13 protein-coding genes are annotated in these 21,348 nt (G+C 54.2%); 3 read left to right on the forward strand and 10 right to left on the reverse strand.

Going from position 1 to position 21,348, the window contains the following annotated elements; translation table 11 throughout:
* Nucleotides 1-113 precede the first annotated feature (113 nt).
* Together Q4E93_RS08975 and Q4E93_RS08980 are read right to left on the reverse strand one after the other, a co-directional pair.
* Entirely contained in the window at nucleotides 114-1,553 is a 1,440-nt protein-coding gene (locus Q4E93_RS08975; RefSeq protein ID WP_303584430.1) for a phytoene desaturase family protein, read from the reverse strand.
* Nucleotides 1,554-1,580: 27 nt separating this feature from the next.
* Nucleotides 1,581-2,456, reverse strand: coding sequence for a DMT family transporter (locus Q4E93_RS08980; RefSeq protein WP_303584432.1), 876 nt, complete (start codon nucleotides 2,454-2,456; stop codon nucleotides 1,581-1,583).
* 28 nt (nucleotides 2,457-2,484) lie between these two features.
* Here Q4E93_RS08980 and Q4E93_RS08985 point away from each other — a divergent pair, with 28 nt between their 5' ends.
* Nucleotides 2,485-3,006 carry a DUF4251 domain-containing protein gene (locus Q4E93_RS08985; RefSeq protein ID WP_303584434.1) on the forward strand — a complete coding sequence of 174 codons (522 nt, stop codon included), beginning with the start codon at nucleotides 2,485-2,487 and terminating at the stop codon, nucleotides 3,004-3,006.
* On the opposite strand, the gene Q4E93_RS08990 is transcribed toward Q4E93_RS08985, so the two are convergent.
* On the reverse strand, nucleotides 3,003-3,899 hold the full coding sequence (locus tag Q4E93_RS08990; RefSeq protein WP_303584436.1) for a glycerophosphodiester phosphodiesterase family protein: 897 nt from the start codon (nucleotides 3,897-3,899) through the stop codon (nucleotides 3,003-3,005). The genes Q4E93_RS08985 and Q4E93_RS08990 overlap by 4 nt on opposite strands.
* Nucleotides 3,900-4,151: 252 nt before the next feature.
* Here Q4E93_RS08990 and Q4E93_RS08995 point away from each other — a divergent pair, with 252 nt between their 5' ends.
* On the forward strand, nucleotides 4,152-4,727 hold the full coding sequence (locus tag Q4E93_RS08995; RefSeq protein ID WP_303584438.1) for a DUF1579 domain-containing protein: 576 nt from the start codon (nucleotides 4,152-4,154) through the stop codon (nucleotides 4,725-4,727).
* 26 nt (nucleotides 4,728-4,753) lie between these two features.
* Here the strand turns inward: Q4E93_RS08995 and Q4E93_RS09000 are convergent, their stop codons facing one another.
* Together Q4E93_RS09000 and Q4E93_RS09005 are read right to left on the reverse strand one after the other, a co-directional pair.
* Complete coding sequence (locus Q4E93_RS09000) at nucleotides 4,754-7,525, reverse strand: family 78 glycoside hydrolase catalytic domain (protein ID WP_303584439.1); 2,772 nt, start codon at nucleotides 7,523-7,525, stop codon at nucleotides 4,754-4,756.
* A gap of 31 nt (nucleotides 7,526-7,556) precedes the next feature.
* Nucleotides 7,557-8,591, reverse strand: a complete 1,035-nt coding sequence (locus Q4E93_RS09005; RefSeq protein ID WP_303584441.1) for an MBL fold metallo-hydrolase — start codon at nucleotides 8,589-8,591, stop codon at nucleotides 7,557-7,559.
* A 99-nt stretch (nucleotides 8,592-8,690) separates the two neighbouring features.
* Here Q4E93_RS09005 and Q4E93_RS09010 point away from each other — a divergent pair, with 99 nt between their 5' ends.
* The gene (locus Q4E93_RS09010; protein WP_303584443.1) at nucleotides 8,691-11,795 is read left to right on the forward strand and encodes a lamin tail domain-containing protein; all 3,105 of its coding nucleotides are present in this window, start codon (nucleotides 8,691-8,693) and stop codon (nucleotides 11,793-11,795) included.
* Nucleotides 11,796-11,840: 45 nt separating this feature from the next.
* Here the strand turns inward: Q4E93_RS09010 and Q4E93_RS09015 are convergent, their stop codons facing one another.
* Genes Q4E93_RS09015 through Q4E93_RS09035 form a run of 5 tightly spaced genes read right to left on the reverse strand, consistent with a single transcriptional unit; the run spans nucleotide 11,841 to nucleotide 21,337 of the window.
* The gene (locus tag Q4E93_RS09015) at nucleotides 11,841-13,214 is read right to left on the reverse strand and encodes an alpha-L-fucosidase (RefSeq protein ID WP_303584445.1); all 1,374 of its coding nucleotides are present in this window, start codon (nucleotides 13,212-13,214) and stop codon (nucleotides 11,841-11,843) included.
* 7 nt (nucleotides 13,215-13,221) lie between these two features.
* On the reverse strand, nucleotides 13,222-15,000 hold the full coding sequence (locus tag Q4E93_RS09020) for an SGNH/GDSL hydrolase family protein (protein ID WP_303584447.1): 1,779 nt from the start codon (nucleotides 14,998-15,000) through the stop codon (nucleotides 13,222-13,224).
* The gene (locus Q4E93_RS09025; RefSeq protein WP_303584457.1) at nucleotides 14,997-18,266 is read right to left on the reverse strand and encodes an alpha-N-acetylglucosaminidase TIM-barrel domain-containing protein; all 3,270 of its coding nucleotides are present in this window, start codon (nucleotides 18,264-18,266) and stop codon (nucleotides 14,997-14,999) included. The genes Q4E93_RS09020 and Q4E93_RS09025 overlap by 4 nt, the downstream gene beginning before the upstream one ends.
* 3 nt (nucleotides 18,267-18,269) lie before the next feature.
* On the reverse strand, nucleotides 18,270-19,817 hold the full coding sequence (locus Q4E93_RS09030) for a right-handed parallel beta-helix repeat-containing protein (RefSeq protein ID WP_303584459.1): 1,548 nt from the start codon (nucleotides 19,815-19,817) through the stop codon (nucleotides 18,270-18,272).
* Nucleotides 19,814-21,337 carry a right-handed parallel beta-helix repeat-containing protein gene (locus tag Q4E93_RS09035; RefSeq protein WP_303584461.1) on the reverse strand — a complete coding sequence of 508 codons (1,524 nt, stop codon included), beginning with the start codon at nucleotides 21,335-21,337 and terminating at the stop codon, nucleotides 19,814-19,816. Before Q4E93_RS09035 ends, Q4E93_RS09030 begins: the two co-directional genes overlap by 4 nt.
* Nucleotides 21,338-21,348 lie beyond the last annotated feature (11 nt).

The following is a 21,348-nucleotide window of genomic DNA, read 5'->3' on the forward strand; positions in this document are numbered from 1 at the left end:
GCTAGCAGAGAGATCCCTGAAGTGGGGTCGTTTTTATATTACAAATGTCAGTCTGAGTCCTGCAATTACATTGCAGTGATGAAAATTAACTTATACGTAAAGAAAAACTAACTTCAAAAGAGCCTAAAAATATCCTTTAGGGCTCTTCTCGCCGCATGATATCCGCACATCCCATGTACTCCTCCGCCGGGAGGACTGGCAGCACTACATATATATATACCTTTCTCCGAAGTCCGGTAAGGTGACCACCGCAAAGCCGGTCGCGTAAACAACTGCCGTATATCAATCGCTCCGCCGCTGATATCGCCTCCTATATAATTCGCATTATAGGACTCCAGTTGCGCCGTATCCATCACATGGCGGGCGAGAATGCGCTCACGAAAGCCGGGAGCAAAGCGTTCCACCTGCCCTTCTATGAGCGCCGTCATATCATTTCGGGAGCCATTAGGCACATGACAATAAGCCCATGCGGTATGTTTCCCTTCGGGCGCCCGCGATGGATCGAAGATACTTTGCTGCGCTAATAATACAAATGGCTTTTCAGGGTGACGTCCTTCCCAGGTCTGTTGTTCAACCGCAGCTATCTCTTCCAGGGTATTGCCGATGTGGACCGTACCTGCTGTCCTGCAACCTTCAGCCGTAAAGGGTATCGGGCCATCCAGCGCCCAGTCTACTTTGAAGACACCCATACCATAGCGGTATCTCTCCAACTGTGATTTATAGAGTGTACTCCAGGAATGTCCTCCCATCTGTAGCAATTGCCTGGGTGTAACATCGAGCAATACGGCCCGTGAAGATGGCAGCTGCCGGAAAGACCTTACTTCAAAGTTAGTTTGTATGACACCCCCCAGTGAAGTAAAATAAGCAGCCAGCGCATTCGCTATCGACATCGTTCCGCCCCGGGGCAATGGCCACCCTTTAAGATGCCCTGCTATCATCAGCACCAGCCCGACGGCAGAAGTAGCAATGTTTGTCAACGGTGATATCGAATGCGCCGCCATCCCGCCCCACAAGCCCTTTGCGGCTTTGGTCTGCCAACGTCTTGCCAGCCAGATGGCGGAAGGGAGCGCCTTCAGCCCAAAGGCAGCCATCAATAAAGGATGCTTTGGAAAATGCAGCGGCCCCAGCACATCGGAAGCAATCGACGGCCAGTTGCTCACCAATGGCTCCATCAGTTGGCGGTAGGCCTCTTCATCCTTGCCTAACAAGGCCGCCGTCTCACTGACTGAGCCACGAAGCACCGCTGCCGTCCCGTCATCAAAAGGATGGGCCGCAGATACAGGAGGATAGATATATTCCAGTCCGTGCGCCGCCAAAGGCAGCTGACTAAAAAAAGGAGAGCTGGCGGCCATGGGATGTATGGCCGAGCAAATATCATGGACAAATCCCGGCAAAGTCAGCTCCGCACTGCGCATACCACCGCCGATCTCCGCCTTCGCTTCTACCAGCAGCACGGAAAGCCCTTTCTGTTGCAAGGTGATCGCTGCCGCAAGTCCGTTAGGACCCGAGCCCACCACTATTGCATCGTAATCCGTATTGTCCGCTTTGCTCATTTGGTTGATAAATATAACCCAAATGTATCAGACGCCCTTCTTACTTAGTACAAGATAGAGCCCGCCGATCACCAGCACCATACCCGATATGGTATAAACCCCGATGGGCTCCTTCATCACCACATTGGCGATGAGAAAGCCCGACACCGGGCAGAGGAACAGCCAGAAAGAGGCCCTGGCGGCATTGTCCCTCAGCAGGTAGAGCCACAGCTGCACGGCGAAAATGGAAACGGGGATGGCCAGCCAAAGCACAGCTCCGATGGTATGCCAGTCCCAGCTATTGCGCGAAGCATCATAGGCAAAGGCGGCAAAAGGGAGAAGAAATGCCCCTCCGATCAATGTCTGCCAGCCATTGATGGCCAGGATGGACAGACCATTCCAAGGCACCCGGGAAAAATAAAGAACGCCTGCGGAATAAGCCAGCATGCTCACCAGCAGCAACAGCAGCCCCCCGGGCGTCGCAGCGCTGTTCTGCAGCAAAGGCCAGGCTGCCAGCACTACGCCGGCACTGCACAGCAGCAAACTTAGCAGCGTATATATCCTCAACCGCTGGCGGAAGAACAACGCCGATATTAAATTAATGAACACGGGATTAGTAGCGATGGCAAGCGACCCCAGACCGGGAGACACATGCTGCATGGCCACGACATAAAGTCCCAGGTAAAGACTGATGTTCAACAGGCCATAGACAGCCAGCTGCCCCCATTCGCGGCCAACCGGCAGCCGGCTGCGCAGTACCAGGTGGGCGATCACCAGCATCAGCACCCCTGCCAGGAAAAACCGGGTGACACAAATCACCAATGGCTGGGCCGCCTGCAATCCCAGCTTCGTGGCAGTAGAGGCGGAAGACCATAATATGGCAAAGACCAATCCTGTAAAAAATAACAAAATCCTTTTTCTCATGTCCAATGCAATTACTTAAATTTATCATATGAACATTAAACCTATCTACAGCATTTGTATCCTTGCGCTGCTGGCGCTCACCAGCCTTCCCGGTCATATGAACGCGCAAGATACCAAACAAGACAAAAAGGCGGCAAAAGCAGCTGCTATAAAAAGCCTGGTGGACTCTCAAACTTTTGTCTTTGCCGCTCAAACGGCATTGCCCATGAGCGGACGCACCCGGCAGCTTACATCGGACTACGACCTCCGGGTTACCAAAAGTTCGGTGATCAGCTATCTTCCCTATTTCGGGAGAGCTTATCAGGCGCCCCTTGATCCAAGCAAGGGAGGCATTCAATTCACCTCGAAAGATTTTGAGTACACTGCAACGCCTGGCAAAAAGGGAGGATGGACGATCCTGGTAAAGCCAAGGGACTACCGCGATGTCCAGCAAATGACGCTTAGCATTTCGGACGACGGCTATGGGACCCTCCAGGTAATAAGCACCAACCGCCAGCCCATCTCGTTCAACGGATACATCAGGGCGCCGTCAAAAGGGAAAAAGAGCTAGCGTTTCTGATAGCTGCCGAAAAGCTTTACCAGCCTGTCCGGATAGTCGGAGATGATCCCATCCACGCCCAGTGTAGCCATGGCCCTGATATCGACCTCCTTATTCACCGTCCAGGGGAGCACTGCCACGTTATGAGCATGCGCTTCTTTTACGAGGTCCGCATTCACCAGGAGATAACTGGGGCTATAAATGGAGGGCGTAAACCCCAGCCTGTCGATGTTCTTCGCAAATCCATCCGCATTTTCCACCAGCAATGCCGTCGTCTGACCGGGGTCGGTCCTATGCAGCACCTGTAAGGTCCTGGGATCGAAGGATTGGATGGTCACCCGGCTGCCGATACCCCGGGACTTCACTACAGCCATCACCAGCGCCACAAACTGACCGGGCTCCGGGTGAAGGATATTATCCCCATCCGGAGAAGACTTCGTCTCCATATTATAATACACGGGTTTCAGGTGGTGTGCCTTCACATATGCCTCCACGCTGTCGATGAGGTCTGCCAGCAAGGGCTTATAGGTCCTGATACTTGCCTGTTCAGGGAATTTCGGATGAGGTTTTACTCCTTCCGGGAATCGCCGGATGCTGTCATAGGTCATTGTATACAGCGTGTATTGTTTCTCTTCACTCTTTTGAAGAGCCGATCCGTCCGGCTTCAGCATGATATCGGAGGACATAAAAACGTCATGCGACACCACTACTTTCCCGTCTGCGGAAATGACGCAATCCAGCTCCAGGGTGCGGGCGCCCAACTCCACGCCATGCAGCATGGCCGGGATGGAATTCTCAGGCATGAGCCCCCTGCCCCCTCTATGCGCCTGGAGGTCCAGGGCCGGTTGGGCTGCGATGGTAAGAGATGAAAAAACGATAGCGATAAATGCAAAAAAAGGTTTCATAACTACTCTTTTGTAAAACGCGGTTTGTCGTAATTTAGTTATTTACAGTTATATACCCACGGCGCCCCTTGGAAAAAAGGAGACGTCATCACGCTGAACTTTCTCATGCCCGCAGTATTGAAGGAGTGAACCCAATGTTAGGGCCGGTCCTGTTACCCGCCGGGAGTTTTCCCCAAAACGATGTAAGCTTTAACTATAATGACGGAACATTTTACTATTTTCCGTACCTTAAGGTCCACCAAAACGATTTTTATGAACAAGCTAACCTTTGCTTTGCTGACAATCTCCGCGCTGTCCATCGCTACTTATTCCCACGCACAGAGTGACGCCGACATGAAAGCCATGATGGCATATTCCACTCCCGGAGACATTCATAAAATGATGGCGAAATCGGTAGGCACCTGGACCTGCGCTATCACCATGTGGATGGCGCCCAACACACAACCAATGAACAGCACGGGGGAAATGAAAAATGAGATGATCCTGGGCGGCAGGTACCTGAAAGGGACCAACACCGGTAATTTCATGGGCCAACCCTTCGAAGGCATCAGTACAACCGCCTATGACAATGCCAAGAAGATCTTTTTGAATAATTGGATCGATAATATGGGAACAGGCATGATGAACCTCACGGGTACCTGGGATGCAGCCACCAATAGCATCACTTTCACAGGGACCATGCTTGACCCGGCTTCCGGAAAAGACATTCCCGTCCGGGAGGTTTTGAAATTTGTCGACGACAATCACCAGACCATGGAAATGTATGCCAATGCCGCGACAGGAGGACAGGAGTTCAAGACGATGGAGATAAAGTTTACGAGGAAATAAGATATTACTATTTCGATACACTTCCTTCATCTTTTCCGATGATACCGCATTGCCTTCCTTATCCTGAAATTATAATTCCCTGAGCCCAGGTGAAGGACCAGTCTGTCTTTCTCATTCCGAAGGACCTGGACATCTTTTCTGTTATGCAAAAGCCTGCCCCCTTCCGTGATGACGGCCCCCGAAGACACAGGCAAATAGACCGTGGCAGACGTATTTGCGGGAACGCCGATGCTCCAGTCAAAGGTCTTGCCTTCTTTCTTCCAGTGGGAAGAGATCATTCCATAAGGTGAATGATAGTCCCCCTGCGCCCAGGTAATGTTGCCAACGATCTGCGGGCGAAGTACGATGGAGCGGAAGGCAATGGATGAATCCGCGGCACGTATCCCCGCCAGATCGGAGTAAAACCATTCCATGATATGCCCCAGCATAAAGTGGTTGTTACTGACGGAAGGCAGGGCCTGCCAGGATTCAGTGAGCGCGGTGGCGCCATGCGCCAGTTGGTATCCATAACCCGGAACGTCATTCCTGCTGTTCATGTCGAAGATGACGTCCGCCCTGCCCTCATCGGCCAGCACTTTCAGCAGATAGCGGAACCCGATGTCGCCGGAGGTCAGCGCGTTGTTACGGCTGCGGAGATCCTTTACGATATTGGCTACCACGGCGTCTTTATCCGCCGGCGCTACCAGCCCGGCAAATACGGCCATGGCATTGGCCGTCTGGCTGCCTGTGCCGTATTGTTTCGTGACCTTGTTAAAAAATTGATTGTTAAAAGCGGACTTCACTGCCGCCGCCAACTGTTCATATTGCTGCACATCCGTCGTCTTCCCCAGCAGCCGGGCAGTTTTTGCCAGGATCGAGAGATCATAGTACCAGATAGCCGTCGCCGTTAGCCCTTTCGGTGTCAGCTGGGAGACGCCTGGATCGGCCGGCCCCAGGTCATACCAGTCACCCAAGCCCTGGTACAGGATATGGTCCTGCGCTTTACCCTTGAGATAATCATTATAGCGCTGCATCATGGGATAGCTCTCCGCCAATGTCTCTTTGTCGCCATACCATTGGTAGCAGTACCACGGAACGATGATGCTGCTGCTTCCCCACTCGGGAGAGTCGCGAAAAGGTTCGTAGAATTCCACGAGCTCAGGCGCTATCTCGGGAATGAGTCCGTCGGCCGTCTGGGCGCCCATCATATCATGGATGATCTTTTTATAGAGGCTGGCAAGGTCGTAGTTGTAGCGGAGGGAGCTGCCCATCAGGTGGGCTTCCTCCAGCCATCCCAGCTTCTCGCGGTGAGGACAGTCCGTTAGTACACTGGCCATATTACTTTGTACCGCCCAGTCGATGAGGGTGTCTGTCCGGCGGAATAATTCGCTGCTGCAGGAAAACTTGCCTGCCCGCTGCGCCGCATTGCGGGTGTGCCAACCTTCCAGACCCATAATGACAGGCAATCCACCGGGGTTTGGCTCTCCATCCGGAATCCCTCCTTCCACCTGCAAATAGCGGAAACCGTAGTACATGAACCGGGGGTGCCAGCTCTCTACCCCCTCTCCTTTTAACGTATAATCAAAATAACAAGGTTTACCGGTGGCATCCTGGTTGGCGGCAGTGTCCCCGTGTAAGAGCTCTGCGGGAATGATGCGTATAACCTTCCCTGTTTCTCCTTTTGTCTGTATCATGGGAATTCCGGACGCGTTCTGCCCCAGATCGAAAACCCATATTCCCGGCTTCAGCTGCCATCTGCGGCGTGGCGCGAAATGTTCGAATACTTTCAAAGGTTCTTCCTGTTGCGCATGCAGGACGGCAGGTCCATCCACAACAAGAGCAGGCCTCCATCCTTTCTCCTGGAAGCCCGGAGCATCCCATCCTCGTTGCTCGCGCCGGGCGTCATAATCTTCTCCGCCATAGGTACTGGAAAATGTCAGCGGCCCAGTGCTCACCTTCCAGGAAGGATCACTGACGACGTCCTCCGTCGTCCCATCGGCATACTCCAAAAATATGCGGGCTATCATTTTTGGGTAACCAAAGGCCACTGTCAGCTTGTAGTAGCGTTCCTTTGGCACATAGTAAAAACCGTTACCCAGCATGATGCCGATGCCATTGACACCTTGCCTCAGCTGGCTGGTGATATCAAATGGGACGTACAATGCTTCCCTGTCATAGCGGACCCATCCCGGGTCTAAAAAATGATCCCCGATCTTCTGCCCGTTGAGGTTCATCTCGAAATGCCCCAGTCCGCAGATGAACGCGGTGGCCTTCTTCAAAGGCCTGCTCACCCTAAATTCTTTTCTTAATAAAGGCAGGCTATCCCGGAAAGGTCCTTCCCCTTTCATTCCAGGCAGCAGCCTTGCGCTATCCTCCATCTCCTCATATCCTATCCACCGGGCGCCTTTCCAGTCCGCCGCGGTAAATAGTCCCGTCTGCCAAAAAGAGGTCCTGCTCCAACGACTGCTGTCTCCGCGATCATCCCAGACCATCACCTTCCAATAATATGTCCTGGCGGGAAATAAGACGCTGCCAGCATAGGACAAGTTTATGGACACATCGGAAGCCGTCTTCCTCGAGTCCCAAATGGTTCCTATATTCTGCTCCAGGCTCACCGTGTCCTCCGAGACCAGCACCCGGTAAGCCGTTTGCAGCACGCCTCGCCTGCCGGACTGGATCTCCCAGCTCAGCCTGGGAGAAGCGCTTTCGACACCCAGGGGCTCAGTCCGGTGATCACAACGAAGATTCGTCAGCTTCAGACCCTGCGCAAAAGCCTGTCCACCCAAAAAGATCAATCCCTGTATTAAAAGCCACTTCATATCTTATATTATTTATTGCAGGAATATTTTACTATTTGACGACGTCTTCCCACCAGGCCTGCTGCGGTGGTGAACCGCCCAATATCACTGGCTCGCCGATCATCGGCGTCGTCACAGGCATGCGCGCCGCCTTCGCCGCTTGTACGCACCTGCGCACCGGCTCATCCCATGGATGCAGCGCCAGCGAGAACTTGCCCCAGTGCACCGGCAGCAGCAGCCTCGCTCCCAGGTCACCCGCCGCAGACACCGTCTCTTCCGGCGTCATATGGATATCGGGCCAGTACTGTCCATATTGCCCGCATTCCAGCACCGCCAGATCGAAAGGCCCGAATTCCTGGCCGATGGCTTTGAAATGCGTCCCATATCCTGAGTCGCCGCCCAGGAAAAAAGAATAGCCGTCCATCTTCAATACAAAGGACGACCATAAGGTCCGGGCCTGTCCCGCGCCGCGCCCTGAAAAATGACGGGCAGGCGTCGCCGTTAGTGTCCCTCCGTCTACCCGGGTTTCTTCGCCCCAGTCCAGCTCCGTGATCCGATCCGGCCTGAAGCCCCAATATTCCAGGTGGGAGCCGACGCCTAAGGAGGTATAAATATGCCCCGGGTTCAGCTGTAAGATGGTTTTGTAGTCGAGATGGTCATAATGGTCATGCGTGATCAACAGCATGTCAATTTCCGGCAGATCATGAACACCATATGTATTCGCCCCTGGAAAGGCCCTGGCAAAAATAGATACGGGAGAAGCATGTCCGCTGAAGACCGGGTCCACTAGAATGGTCTTTCCTCCTGCTTTCATCAGATAGGAGGAATGTCCAAACCACACCAATACAGGCGGCCCTTCCGGCAAATGCCGCAGGTCCGTCCTGACGGAAGGCAATGGCGCCGGCGGCGCCGTATACTTTGGCTTGGTGAGGAATTGCCCCAGCACCTTGAAAAAAGAGGCGCCTTTCAACAGCGTGGTGGTCGGCACAGGATTTTGAAACTTACCATCTATATAATGAGGACTTTGCCTTATCCTCTCCAATCTTTCTCCCGAAGGGGCTTTTCCGAGCGCTGGTAATAATTCCATGACCTTAAGTTATCATTAAGTTAATACAGCTGGTACATTTAATTCCTTTCTTTGTTCACCACCTCTGTAAGTATTTCCATCTAAAATAAATAAACAGGTATGAATGTAGTTTTACCCCAGCCATCTTCTGTCCGGAGGATCTTTTCAATGCTGGCAGCCCTGGTCCTTACAGGGGCTGCGGCAAAGGCCCAGATACGCATCACCGAATATATGTATTCAGGCGCTAATGGAGAATTTGTGGAATTCACCAATGTTGGCGCCGCCGCCATCGACATGACGGGATGGAGCTTCGATGACGCCAACCGCCACGTTGGCGTCCACAGCCTCAGCGGTTTTGGCGTCGTTCAGCCGGGGGAATCCGCCATTGTTACGGAGACCACCCCCGTCAGTGCTTTCCGCTCCGCCTGGAATCTCTGTGCCGGCGTCAAGATCGTTGGCGGATATACGAATGACAACCTGGGCCGAGCGGATGAGATCAACCTCTATGATGCCGCAGGCAACCAGGTCGACCGTCTCACCTATGACGACCAGACCCTGGGTAGCCCCAGGACCCAAAATAAGAGCGCCTGGGTAAGCGCAGCCGGCCTGGGCGCCAATCAACCCACCCAATGGACCCTCTCTGCTACGGGCGACGCAGAAGGCTCCTTCACGTCCGCCGGCGGCGACATCGGCAGCCCCGGCAAAAGCACACGCGCTACGGTGGCTTTCAACCCCTGCGTGGTGGTAGACGGCGCCCCCACTATCGTCATCAATACAGCCGCCACTACGAACTTCCTCGACGGAGGCGTCACCACGGCGCCACTCAGCCCCTTTGCGCTCAGCGGTGTCCCCGGCGATTCAACGGACCCTGCCAGAAACCTGGGCATCGACTTTACGGTGGGTGACGACAGGCTTGAAGCAAGCAGGTTGATCGTCACGGTCACCAGTAACAACACTGCCGTGGTGCCCAATGAAAATATTACCCTCACCAACAATGGCGCCTCCAGGAATATAAAGATCACGCCCATCGCAGTGGGCTATGCCACCCTGACCGTAACGGTCAGCGACAGCTTGAACCATACGGATTTCCTGCTCGCTTACGCCGCCTCGGCCAATTCCACAACGCCACCATTTACCCGCTGGCCCACCGGCATTTCCGATGCTTCCGACGCCATCGCCCTGGATGATCATTATTATGTGACAGGCGACGACGAGCAGGATGTATTGAATGTCTACTCCCGTTGGGCTTCCGGGCTCCCGCTGATCTCCTTCAATTACGCTGCTTTCCTCAATTTGCCTGAGCCCAACAAGCCGGAAGTGGATGTGGAAGCCGCCACTCCCAGCCCGTTGACTGCAGGTAAGGCCTATTGGCTGGGTTCTATGAGCAATGGCAAGTCCCCTTTCGATAACAAACCAAACCGGGACCGGATCTTTGCCACCACTATCACCGGCACCGGCGCTTCCACTGCTTTTAATGTCACCGGTTTTGGCAGTCTTAGAGCAGCGCTCCTCACCTGGGGAGACGACCATGGCTATGGCTTTACCGCCAGCGCTGCCGCCGGCGTGGACTCCAAAACGCCCTCAGGGTTTGCGGCAGAAGGCATGGTATTCGGTCCTGACAGCACGACGCTCTATATCGGTCTGCGAGCGCCGCTGGTTCCAACCGCCAACCGTACGAAAGCAGTCATCGCACCGATCCTCAGCTTTGAAGCCTGGTTTAGCGCCGGCGCCGCAGGGTCGCCTGCCTTTGGGACCCCCATCGAGCTGGACCTGGGCGGAAGAGGCATCAGGGACCTGATCAGGCTGAGCAACGGCACCTATATCATCTTAGCCGGCAGCCCTGGCGAAAGCATCAACGGCGCCCTCTATAAATGGACAGGCAAGGCCTCCGACGCGCCCATCCGGGTCGTCAGCCCCAACTCGGACTTGCTGAACGCGGAAGGAGCAATGGCGGTAAATACGAATGGACAACTGTCCCTTTCCGATCTCCAGGTCATCACGGACAAGGGAGGCGACGTTCTGTATAATGACGGCGTTTCGGCAAAAGATCTGGGAGCTGGCAGCTATAAAAAGTTCAGGCTGGATGACCTGCATTCCCTGGACCTCACCCTGCCTGTGATCAACCGCGCCCCGGCGGTGATCATCACCAGCCCCGTCAATGGAGCGTCCTATCCTGCCGGCACGAAGGTGACAGTACAGGCCCAGGCCACAGACAGCGATGGTCAGGTGATGAAAGTGGAGTTCTTCAATGCGGGTGTCAGGTTTGCGGTGGATTCTATGGCGCCTTACGAGGTCGCAGCAGCTGACGTAGAACCCGGCAACTACCTCGTCACGGCCAGAGCGACGGATGACAAGGGCGATACCGCCGTATCCGATACGGTGCACGTTACCATCACGGGCTGCACAGGCTCCGGCTTTATCTCCGGTGAAGGATATACCAATATCCCCGGCGCACAGGTGGCCGACCTCACGGGCAATCCCGCTTACCCTGACCATCCTTCCGTGCACGCCCAGCTCCACAGCTTTGAATATGGTCCCAACCTGGGCGACAACTATGGCGCAAGGGTAAGAGGCTACGTCTGCGCCCCGCAGACAGGCGACTATACCTTCTATATTTCCGGCGATGATCAGGCAGGGCTTTGGCTCAGCACAGATGACAGCCCGGCTCATAAGGCGCTCATCGCCTATGCGGGCGCCTGGACTGGCTTCCGCGAGTACAATAAGTATGCGACGCAGCACTCCGCCGCCATCCACCTGGTGAAAGGCGCCAGGTATTATGTGGAAACGCTGCATAAGGAAAATACAGGACAGGACCATCTCTCCGTAGCCTGGAGACTGCCCAATGGTACATACGCAGTCCCGATACCCGGCAGCGTGCTGTCGCCTTATACAGATTCCGTGATCGTCACCAGCAGTCAGTCCTTTACTGATGCCATGAGGATGAGCGCCGGCGGCTGGCAGAGCGATGTTGATACCACTGGCGGCCTGTCCGTGAAAGTGGGACCCAATCCCACGCATGGGGCTTTCACACTGATGACCCGTAGCTCCAATAGCGCTGCGCTCATCATCCGCGTCACGGATATATCAGGAAGAGTGGTCGAGACCAGGACAGGCGTAGCTCCGAATGGTACCATCCAGTTGGGTGCGGATTTCCATCCGGGAGTATACTTCGCAGAGATCGTTCAGGGGAATAGTAAAATACGGATCAGGCTATTGAAATTATAGGCTTTATCCCAACAGAAAAAGACCGGCCATTTTGGCCGGTCTTTTTTATAATACCAGTTCTATCACCGGCACCTCGATATTCGGTTTCTGCGCCGGCAGTTTCAACAGCAGGTCATTAGACCCTTCCGCCGCCGGACTGAACTTCAGCTCGGAAGCATCGTGCAGGAATTGTGCATATTTAATTTTTCCCTTGTAACCAGACAGCGTCAATCCCCCGGACGGATAAGTCATTAGATGCACATACAGCCGCCTGTCCGCCGGATGATACGTTAGCAATGTGCCGGCAGGAGCCGAAAACTCCGCGGGCGCTTCCTTACATCCATAGATAGCCTTGCTGTTCCATTTCATCCATATCCCGATGCTGTCCAGGGCCCGCTGCGCACGGTAGTCGAATACGCCCCTGGCGGTGGGGCCCACGTTGAGGATCAGGTTTCCACTTTTGCTTACCGAAGTGATCAACAGCGTCAACAGCTCATGGTTCGTCTTCCAGCTATTCTCATCGCGGTAATATCCCCACGACCCGGAAAAGGTCTGGCAGGTCTCGAAAGGCAATCCGCCATAATTATTTTGCAGCTCCGAAGGCTTCACCTGCTCCGGTGTGGCGAAGTCCGCTCCATCGGAATAATCTTCCAGGTCCAGCCGGTTGTCCACCAGGATGCCCGGCTGTAATTTCCGTATCATCTTCAGCAGTTCCACAGACCCCCAATCATCGTGGCTCTTGCCATGCCCGTTCTTATTGGGATAGGAGAAATCCAGCCAGAGGATGTCTATTTTTCCGTAGCCAGTCAACAGCTCAGTTATCTGGTCACGCAGGTATTGCCGGTACTTCTTCCAGTCCCTTCCTTTATTCAGCTTTGCATAGTCGGAATCCGCCTCGCTTGCCGGCTGCAGCGGATGCAAGCCATCCACGGTATAGTCCGGGTGATGCCAGTCCAGCAGGGAATAATAGAACCCGACCTTCAACCCTTCCGCCCGGAAAGCGGCCACCCATTCCCTGACCAGGTCACGCTTTGCCCGGGTATTCGTAGCCTTATAATCCGTGTATTTGGAATCGAAGAGGCAAAATCCCTCGTGATGCTTCGTGGTGAGCACGGCATATTTCATGCCTGCGGCTTTCGCCATTTTGGCCCAGGCCTTAGGATCGTACATATCCGGATCGAACATGTCGAAATAGGGCTTGTATTGCGTATCGTTCATTCTTTCCCACCGCTTGACCCATTCATGCCGCGCCGCCTGGGAATATAACCCCCAGTGGATGAACATGCCAAACCGATCGTTCGACCACCAGGCCATGCGCTGCTGCTTTTGCTCCGGCGTTTCATTGCCGATCTTTTTCTGCTGTGCATACGCACCGCTATGACTTGACAGGATCAACCATCCGCCTGCAAATAAGATCCGTAAAAATCTCATAGTTCTCATTATTAAGTTAATTTTTCAGAAAGGGCGCAAGTTCCGCGGCCAGTCGCCGGTAGCCGGAAGCATTGGGATGAAGACCATCGCCGAACAACGACTCGTCGATCTTTCCTTCGGGTGTAAGCAGTATCTTACCTGGATCAATATACGTCAGGCCCTGTTTTCCGGCCAGTCGCGCTATTGCTTTGTTCAATACAACGACCCGTTGCTCCATCGCTCTCCTGGGCAGCAGCCCGGATAAGAGCAATGCGGCCCCAGGCTGCCGCTGGCGGATGGCCTTTACCAGCATGTCCAATCCCGCTATGATCGCCTCATCTCCATCCGAGGAGAGATTATTGGTGCCGATCATTACCAGGATATGCCTTGCCTTGTACCCGTCCAGTTCATCATGATATACCCTCCATAATACATTCTCGATCTTGTCCCATCCGAACCCAAGGTTCCGCACTCCCAACGGCTGTAAGTAAGCATTCCAGGAGTCCTCTCCCCTTGCAATAGGCGCCTTCGGCTCTCCGCCCCAGTAATGGATGATGGAATTGGCCAGGATGATGTTTGCAGGTGGCGCGTTACGGTTCAGCGACAGTATTTCCGCGTGACGGCCCCTCCAGTCATAATAACCATCCCTGCTTTGTGTCGCCGGTCGGGTAGTGGCATACATCCCCTCCGGCTCATACAGGATCGCACGGATGGATCGCTCATAGGCGGCCGCATATTGTTCCATGCCTATATCATTCGGGTGGACGCCATCCACGGTCGAATTAATATCCAGGCCAATGTCCTTGCCGGACAGCAGGTAAATATTCCGGACACCTTCCGCCCTCATGCGGGCGAAAGTCGCTTCCAGCACGCCGTTCACGCGTTGGAACTCATGCCTGCGGGCAGTGTCGATGAAATGGCCGGTGTTACCGCCGCTGTGCGCCACCAGTAGAATCGGCACTGAAGGATGTTTTTCCTGCAACAACCGGACAGCTTCCCTGATCCTGCCTTCCACTTCCGCGCCGGAGAATCCGGAACTAAGGTTGGGCAGGCAGTCCAACACGTACAGCTTTGCATCGATCTCGTTCATAAGGTCGATCACGGACTTTTCCAGCTTTCCGCTGCCCGAAAAACCCAGGTTGATCAGCGGTCTGTCCAACTGCCTTTCCAGGATGGCCGTCCAGGCCAGTCCCGGCCTGGAAGCACAGGCGCCCTGCGCAATGGAGGTGCCGTACACGACAATGGGTTTTTCCGGCTGCAAAGGCAGGGCGGCAAAATGTCTGCCGGCGGGAACGCCTATCTGCATCCAGGTCACGGTGTTGTATAAAGGTAAAAATAGCCGGAGTTCGCAATCTCTGCCCGCAAAAACAGTGTCAGTCCCCAGACCTGAAAAATGATATTCAATCGTATCGCCGAAGGAGAAGGTTCCCGGCGCCCAGCCCCATTTGCCATCATGATCCAGGCTATACAGGTCTACCCCGCTGACGCCGGTGGCCGGCATATGCGACATGGCGAAGCTTCCCTTACCCTGTACCGTATACCTTACGACAATTTCCGAAGCATCCGTTCTGAACTTGCAGTAGAGTCCTGCGCTGCTGTGCGAGAGATTCCATACATTGGGGTTCAGTGTCTGACTGGCGCGTGCCGGGAAGCGGTCATAAGGACTTCCCACTTCTTTTGGCCAGGCCTGTCCCTCCAGCACAGGAAAAGCATTGGCAGCGGGATCCCACCAGGTCCATCCTTTCCCATCTGTTTGCGCGCCGGTATCTTTAGCGAGGATTAAAAATATCACAGAAACGATGGTCGCAAACTTCATAAAGTGTCTAAAATATTATTCACCATTGATATTAGTGTTCCACTGGCAGCCGGGCTTTTGATCTTACCGCCTGTCGCTGTCTGCTCCTCCCGGCTGACCCAGGATCGCTCCCAGCCAAAGAAATCAAGCGACTGAGGCGTCCCCCCCTTCATTTGATCCTTTAAATACGCAAAATACATCTCCCAACGCTTTTCATAAAAGGAACGCATCATTCCCGCCCATTCCTTGTAAGCATATTCATGAAGATAGTCTTCTTTACGATTATTTTCACCCCAGTAGGTCACCAGCATCAGCGCATTGTGCAGGTTGTTCTTTTTCTCCTCCGGCGTATTGCCAGCGGCCAGCGCCTGTTGCCGGTAAGTCGTCAGACGATAATAAGGATCCATATCCAACAGCCGCTCGGCACTCTCGGCCATCTCCAGGAAACGGCCGGTGGTCTTGCTGAAGGCTGTATCATTTTTCATTTTATAAGCTTCCACGATGCGGCTGTGCACCGTATCCGCCGCGTTGGCCAATGCCTGACGGGTGAAGTTGATCAGGTCGATCCGGTAAGTCTCGCTGCCTTTGAACAGGGGCGCCGCCTTGGCAAAAAGCCTTACCGCCTGCAGGTAGGTGGCCACGTCGTATCGCTTCCTGATGGTGCCCCACGAAGAAACAGATTTTATTTCCAGCGCCGGACGCGCACAAAGGATATTCTCCGGCGGTCCTTCCTGGTAGCCCTCCGGGCTGCTGTAGATCGTTTGCAGGAAAAGGTTCCAGGCGTCGAGGATATCTTTGTTATATTGTCCATACCGGTATAGCGTGTATCCCTTTATCCATTCCGCCGCATTGACGGCTTCCTGATGCCAGCCGACCTCCAGCATGAAATCATACGACACGGGATTATTGTCGATGCCTTCCGGCATGATGCCCACGCCCTTCAGATAGGTACCGAGCTCGCCATGTGCAGCCCGGTAAGGCTCATTGGCGAAACGCTGTAGCTTACCGAACAGGCCGGGCCGCTCGCCATAGTTCGTGATCATGCACCAGATGAAGGGCGAACCTTCATAAGCCTTTCTTTTTTCCCAGTTATTCGTCGTCTCTCCGAACAGCTCCTGCACCAGCACTTTGGATTTATCCAGCCCGGCCAGCATTTCTGTCCGCGGATTTTGCTGCCAGCCCTGTAATACCCAGACGGCGCCGGGAAACCAGCGCTGCATGGCCCCTTGTATGTTAGCACCCGCTTTACCCAAGTCCACTCCATCTGTTATTCCTCCTTCATGAAAAGGATCGCCGGAAAAATAGTGGAGATCCTTGCCATACCGTCGTTGTGTTTCTGCATAAAAGAGATCAGCGATCCGCTGGAAGGCCGTGTCCGTCGGGTCCAGTATATCCGGCCGGGTAAAGGCGCCCCAATTACCCTGGGTAATGATACGGGCTTTTGTCTTGTTCTTCAATGTGGATGGCACCATCCCGAAAAATGCAGGCATGACGGGCTCGATACCCAACAGGCGCATACGGGCCAGCATTTGCTGCACGATTGCCTCCCTGGCTGCGATCTGCGTGACAGGCATGGGACCGCCCCACCCCTGTATATTGCCCATCAGCCACCAGGCATTATAGGCCGGCCCGGTGATAAAATCATCTATCTCTTTCGGCGTATACCCTATCTTCTCCAGCACGCCCTTCCAGACGGATTCGGCGCCGTTGGCCACCAGCATGGTGTTTACGCCGTTGAGGGCCATCCAATCCAGCTCCCGCTCCCAATCTTTCCAGGTGTAGAAGCTCATCGAATAATTGTAGGTGCAGTAATTCAGCGCATATCTTATTTCTGCCCCAGCCTGAACATTTACTATGCCCGGCACAACAGGCAATGGCGACACAGGCGACAGATTATCGCCCATATGGCTCATGCTGCGATGGCAGTAATATTTCAGGTACCAGCCCAGTCCCTCCGCTGCGGCGTTGGCGCCGGTGGCGGCCACGTGCACTTCACCGTCCCGGGTGGAAAGCTCGAATCTTTCTTTCCCGGCGCCTTTGTCCAGGGCCGTCAGCACGAGATGGTCCGCCAGCCAGGGGGCACGGCGCAGGGCCAGCTGCCGCACGCCGTCAAATGATTTTTCTTCTCCTGTCCCGCCAGCTTTTGTCCTGACTGCCGGGCCCACCCCCTCGTCCTGCCTGATGGCCGCGAACAATGCTTTGAAGGTGGCTACATTATTATCGACCCCTGGCCTATCCGACTTCTTATAATAAGCCCGGATAAAATCTCCGGTGTTGAACCACATGGTCTCGAACACGCCCTGCATGCGCTCCGCGAGGGTCAGGGAAAAAGACTCCCGCATGCCGTTCTTCCGCGCCAGCCTTATCTGGTCCAGCTGCGCCAGCGCTACATCTGGCTTGGAACAGGCACTGGCCAATACGTTAAATCCCTTGATGGCGAAATAAGCAGGTGTGGGTGGCGCATCTTCGTATTTCCAGTCGCAGATCATGATATCCTTCGGGATCATATCGATAGCCCTGTAAGTATCGTTCATACTTGCCTGCCATGCCAGCAGGTTCGTAGTCTTACCGTCGATGAGGCGGTCGCTCCACATCCACATCTGGCAATGCTTCTGTTGCAAATGGTCGTGTAGCCGGGTGACATACTGCGCGAACAGCTCCGCTTTGTCCATCCCTCCGCAGCGGGGACATTTGTCATAGCCCAGTATCCATACCTCGTCGAGCCCGACGTGCAGGGCATCCGCCCCGCATACGTCGATCAGCTCGTCCATCATAGGTAAGATCACATTAAACAGGTCAGGGTGTTGGGGACAAAGGCTTTTGGTATAAAAGTCGAACATACCGCCATCCTTCCAGGGCACAGGCGGATTGTAATCCGGCGATTCATCGAATTGAGGATATTGTTTTAACAACGGGCCTATGTTCGTTCTGTCTGACTGGTGCGCCAGCAGGTTCACCGTGGGTATGAAGCGGATATGCGCCTCCCTGCAGGCTGCCACGATGCGCTGCAACTGCTCTTTGGACAATGCATTTACATCCGTCAGCTCCGGATGCGTCTCAAATTTGTATTGGTACTCGATCCGGAGGCATAATGTATTTACGCCTTCCCGCGGCAGCGCCTCCCTGATGAAATCACACAGGAGGGGCACATCCTGGGGGTCCGGACAGCTCAGCAGCAATGCCTTCACCGGCAGCTTATTCCAGGGAAAGGACGGATTGGATTGGGCATTGACCGGTGTAAACCAAATGGCGAATAGGACGATAAACTGGCAAATCTTTGATTTCATCTCTTATTGTTGTGCTCCGATATTTATTTTTCCATTTACTATACGGGGGTTGCCATCGATGTCCATGTCGCCGTTGACGGCGGCGGAGATTACGAGGCCCGTCGCTTTTGCCGGAGATCCGGATTGTATGTGCAGGTCCGGGGCGGCAATGCTCGTCAACAACGGATCCGTCCCAACTATTCCACTCCCATCCCCTCCGCAGGCCGACTTCCAATCGCTGAATGCAGTAAGTGCCGTACCATTGGTGCTGCCCCAGATCCATTGGGGTGTCCCGGTGGTATAGTACAGGTTGTTGGCAAAAACATTCCCGGCGCCTGTGGAAGTGTACTTATGCACGAACAGATCATTTGCTCCGCCATAGACTAAATTGTTCGCGATGGTGTTGTTATCGCAATGCTCCGTCAGTCTGATCTCGCCTTCGATCTCACCGAAAGCGCCAGCGGCCCGGTCGTTCCCATACAGCGTATTGTTGACCACATAACAATTTTTGGTGCCGCTGCCGACGTAATTCAGGTAGTCGCCCATATAGATGCCTGTCCGCCAGCAGCCATACACGAAATTATTGCGCACCGTGCAGGTGGCCGTAGGATAGATCTTGCTTTCACTGACGAGACCGATGGCGCGGTCGCAATTATAAACCTTGTTCCGCTCGACGATCGTACCTGTCCCACCGCAGACATAAATAGCGATGGCGCCATAATTATTGGCACCCCAGATGTCGACGCTGTTGGCCATCGAGACATTGTACAGTTCGTTATCGCTGACCACTCCGTCCCTTGCATAGTTGACGGCCACATTGCCCGAAGCATTCAGGTTGTCGCCACCGGCAATGATAATGCCTATGTTCTCGGTGTTATATATTTTGTTATGGCGAATGGAAAAGCCCGTGACATTCCCGGCCAGTGTAACATTCTCGCTGGTGCCTGTTTTCGTGTCGTGCACGGTACAGTACTCGATGACGAGATTGCTGATGGCGTTGGTGGAATTGTTACCGATGACCAGGATCGCATGGCCACTGCGCCACTCCGCCAGCGTAGTGGTATTCCTGATATTATAGATATTGCAATTCCGGATCGTAATGTCATGCGATTCCCCGTCGATGAATACACCCTCGGGGTCCGTATTGGCACGGTTGCTGGTGAGGTTGCAGATGTCCAGCCCGTCCAGCACGAGATACCGGATGCTCCGGATCGATAGCAGCGGCGTCCAGCCGGACACGGTCACTTTGCTCCCGTCGATCACGGGTCGCTCGCCCGGATAGGCTTTCACAGTGACATTCCTGCCAAGCAATCCGCTCCTGGTGAAACTGATCTGCTCATAATAAGTGCCTCCCCGAACAATGACGGTGTCGCCGGGGATCACCAGGCCCAGGGCTTTGCTGAAGGACTGCAGCGGCTGATCTTTCGATCCGGGATTGCTGTCATTACCCGTAGCCGACACGTAATAAATATGGACGGAGGCACTACCACCTCCGCCCGGAGAACCACCAGCACTTTTAGAACAGCTCAAAGAGATCATAGCGTACAGGAAAAGAAAGAATACAGGTTTCATTGATGAGCGCCTTTACTGATTTTATTGTTGACAATTCTTGGATTACCGTCTATGTCGACGCTTCCGTTGACCCGGGTGGAGATCACCCATCCCGAATTCTTCGCGGGCGAGGAGGCCTGTATATGAAGGTCCGGTGCGGCAGTGCTGGCCAGGAGCGGGTCCACCCCGAAGCTGGAATTCCCATCCCCGGCAGAAGCCGTCTTAAAAGCGCCCGCGTCGGAGATCACGGTACCATTGGTGCTGCCCCAGATCCATTGATAAGGGCCCGCCGAAAAATACAGGTTATGATCGATGGTATTATTGGCGCCTGTGGACGTGTATTTGTGCACCAGGAGGTCATTCGACCCACCGTAGATGATGTTGTTCGCGATCGTGTTGCCCGTACATTGCTCCCGGATGCTGATCTCACCCTCGATCTCGCCGAAAGCCCCGACCACCCTGTCATTCTTATACAATGTATTGTTGACGATGTACGCGTTGGTGGTTCCTCCCGTAGTATAGTTGAGATAGCCTCCCATGTAGATCCCCGAACACCAGCAGTTGTAGACGAAATTATTCCTTACGGTTGCGCTGTCGGTGGGAAATCCGGTGGTTTCGCTTACCACGCCGATGCCCCTGTCAGTCGAATAAACCCTGTTCCGTTCTACCGTGATATTGCGGGAGCCGTCCAGGTAGATGCCGATGGCGCCATGTCCGCCCAACTGGCCGCGGCTGCTTTCGATGTTGTATAAAGTATTCCCGCTGATGGTACCGTTACGTACGTAATTGAGGGCAGGCACGCTATTGGCCGCATATCCCCCTGCCGCGTCGATGCCGATGTTCTGTCCGTTGTAGACGGTGTTGTTGCTGACCGTAAAACCGTCCACATACCCGTTGATCGTGAGATTCTCACCATACCCCGTCCTGCAATCGTGGATGGTATTGCCGTCCACCAGGATATTCGTGACAGGATCGGAAGAATTTCCCTTAACCAGGAGGGCATTGCACCCTCCGTCCAGCGGCGTGTGATCATAGCTGATATTATATATCGTGTTGTTCCTGATCTCCACATAGTCACTGCCATCCTGCACCAATATGCCTTTGGGATCACCGGACTGGCCGGTCGACACGAAATTACAGGTAGTGAACCCTTTCACTACGACGAACTTCACTGCTTTCACCGAGATCAGCCCTTCCACGCCGTTGGGAGTAAGACCGGTGCCGTCGATCACCGGGGTCTCTCCTGCAAAAGCCTTCAGGGTAATATATTTACCGGCAGCCCCTGTCCTGGTGACGAGTACTTTCTCGCTGTAGGTGCCTCCTCTTACAATTACCGAATCCCCGGGAACGGTGAGGCTCAGGGCATGGTTGATCGACTTCATCGGCGCGCTGGCGGAGCCTGCGTTTGCGTCGTTGCCGCTCACCGCCACATAGTATGTATGGGTGCTCGCGTTGGTGGAGGTAGATACTGCCGTGCCTTTGCTGCAGGAAAAAAATAGCATTGCCGATAGAACAGCTGCGCAATAGTTATAAGGGTTCATTGAGTTATGGT

Origin of the sequence: Flavitalea plasmicola (genome assembly GCF_030546645.1) — a bacterium.
Taxonomy (GTDB): Bacteria; Bacteroidota; Bacteroidia; order Chitinophagales; family Chitinophagaceae; genus Puia.

What these genes read in the sequence shown, in the direction of transcription:
- Q4E93_RS08975 (WP_303584430.1), bottom strand. Translation starts at nt 1,553, where the DNA reads ATGAGCAAAGCGGACAATACGGATTACGATGCAATAGTGGTGGGCTCG.
- Q4E93_RS08980 (WP_303584432.1), bottom strand. Translation starts at nt 2,456, where the DNA reads ATGAGAAAAAGGATTTTGTTATTTTTTACAGGATTGGTCTTTGCCATA.
- Q4E93_RS08985 (WP_303584434.1), top strand. Translation starts at nt 2,485, where the DNA reads ATGAACATTAAACCTATCTACAGCATTTGTATCCTTGCGCTGCTGGCG.
- Q4E93_RS08990 (WP_303584436.1), bottom strand. Translation starts at nt 3,899, where the DNA reads ATGAAACCTTTTTTTGCATTTATCGCTATCGTTTTTTCATCTCTTACC.
- Q4E93_RS08995 (WP_303584438.1), top strand. Translation starts at nt 4,152, where the DNA reads ATGAACAAGCTAACCTTTGCTTTGCTGACAATCTCCGCGCTGTCCATC.
- Q4E93_RS09000 (WP_303584439.1), bottom strand. Translation starts at nt 7,525, where the DNA reads ATGAAGTGGCTTTTAATACAGGGATTGATCTTTTTGGGTGGACAGGCT.
- Q4E93_RS09005 (WP_303584441.1), bottom strand. Translation starts at nt 8,591, where the DNA reads ATGGAATTATTACCAGCGCTCGGAAAAGCCCCTTCGGGAGAAAGATTG.
- Q4E93_RS09010 (WP_303584443.1), top strand. Translation starts at nt 8,691, where the DNA reads ATGAATGTAGTTTTACCCCAGCCATCTTCTGTCCGGAGGATCTTTTCA.
- Q4E93_RS09015 (WP_303584445.1), bottom strand. Translation starts at nt 13,214, where the DNA reads ATGAGAACTATGAGATTTTTACGGATCTTATTTGCAGGCGGATGGTTG.
- Q4E93_RS09020 (WP_303584447.1), bottom strand. Translation starts at nt 15,000, where the DNA reads ATGAAGTTTGCGACCATCGTTTCTGTGATATTTTTAATCCTCGCTAAA.
- Q4E93_RS09025 (WP_303584457.1), bottom strand. Translation starts at nt 18,266, where the DNA reads ATGAAATCAAAGATTTGCCAGTTTATCGTCCTATTCGCCATTTGGTTT.
- Q4E93_RS09030 (WP_303584459.1), bottom strand. Translation starts at nt 19,817, where the DNA reads ATGAAACCTGTATTCTTTCTTTTCCTGTACGCTATGATCTCTTTGAGC.
- Q4E93_RS09035 (WP_303584461.1), bottom strand. Translation starts at nt 21,337, where the DNA reads ATGAACCCTTATAACTATTGCGCAGCTGTTCTATCGGCAATGCTATTT.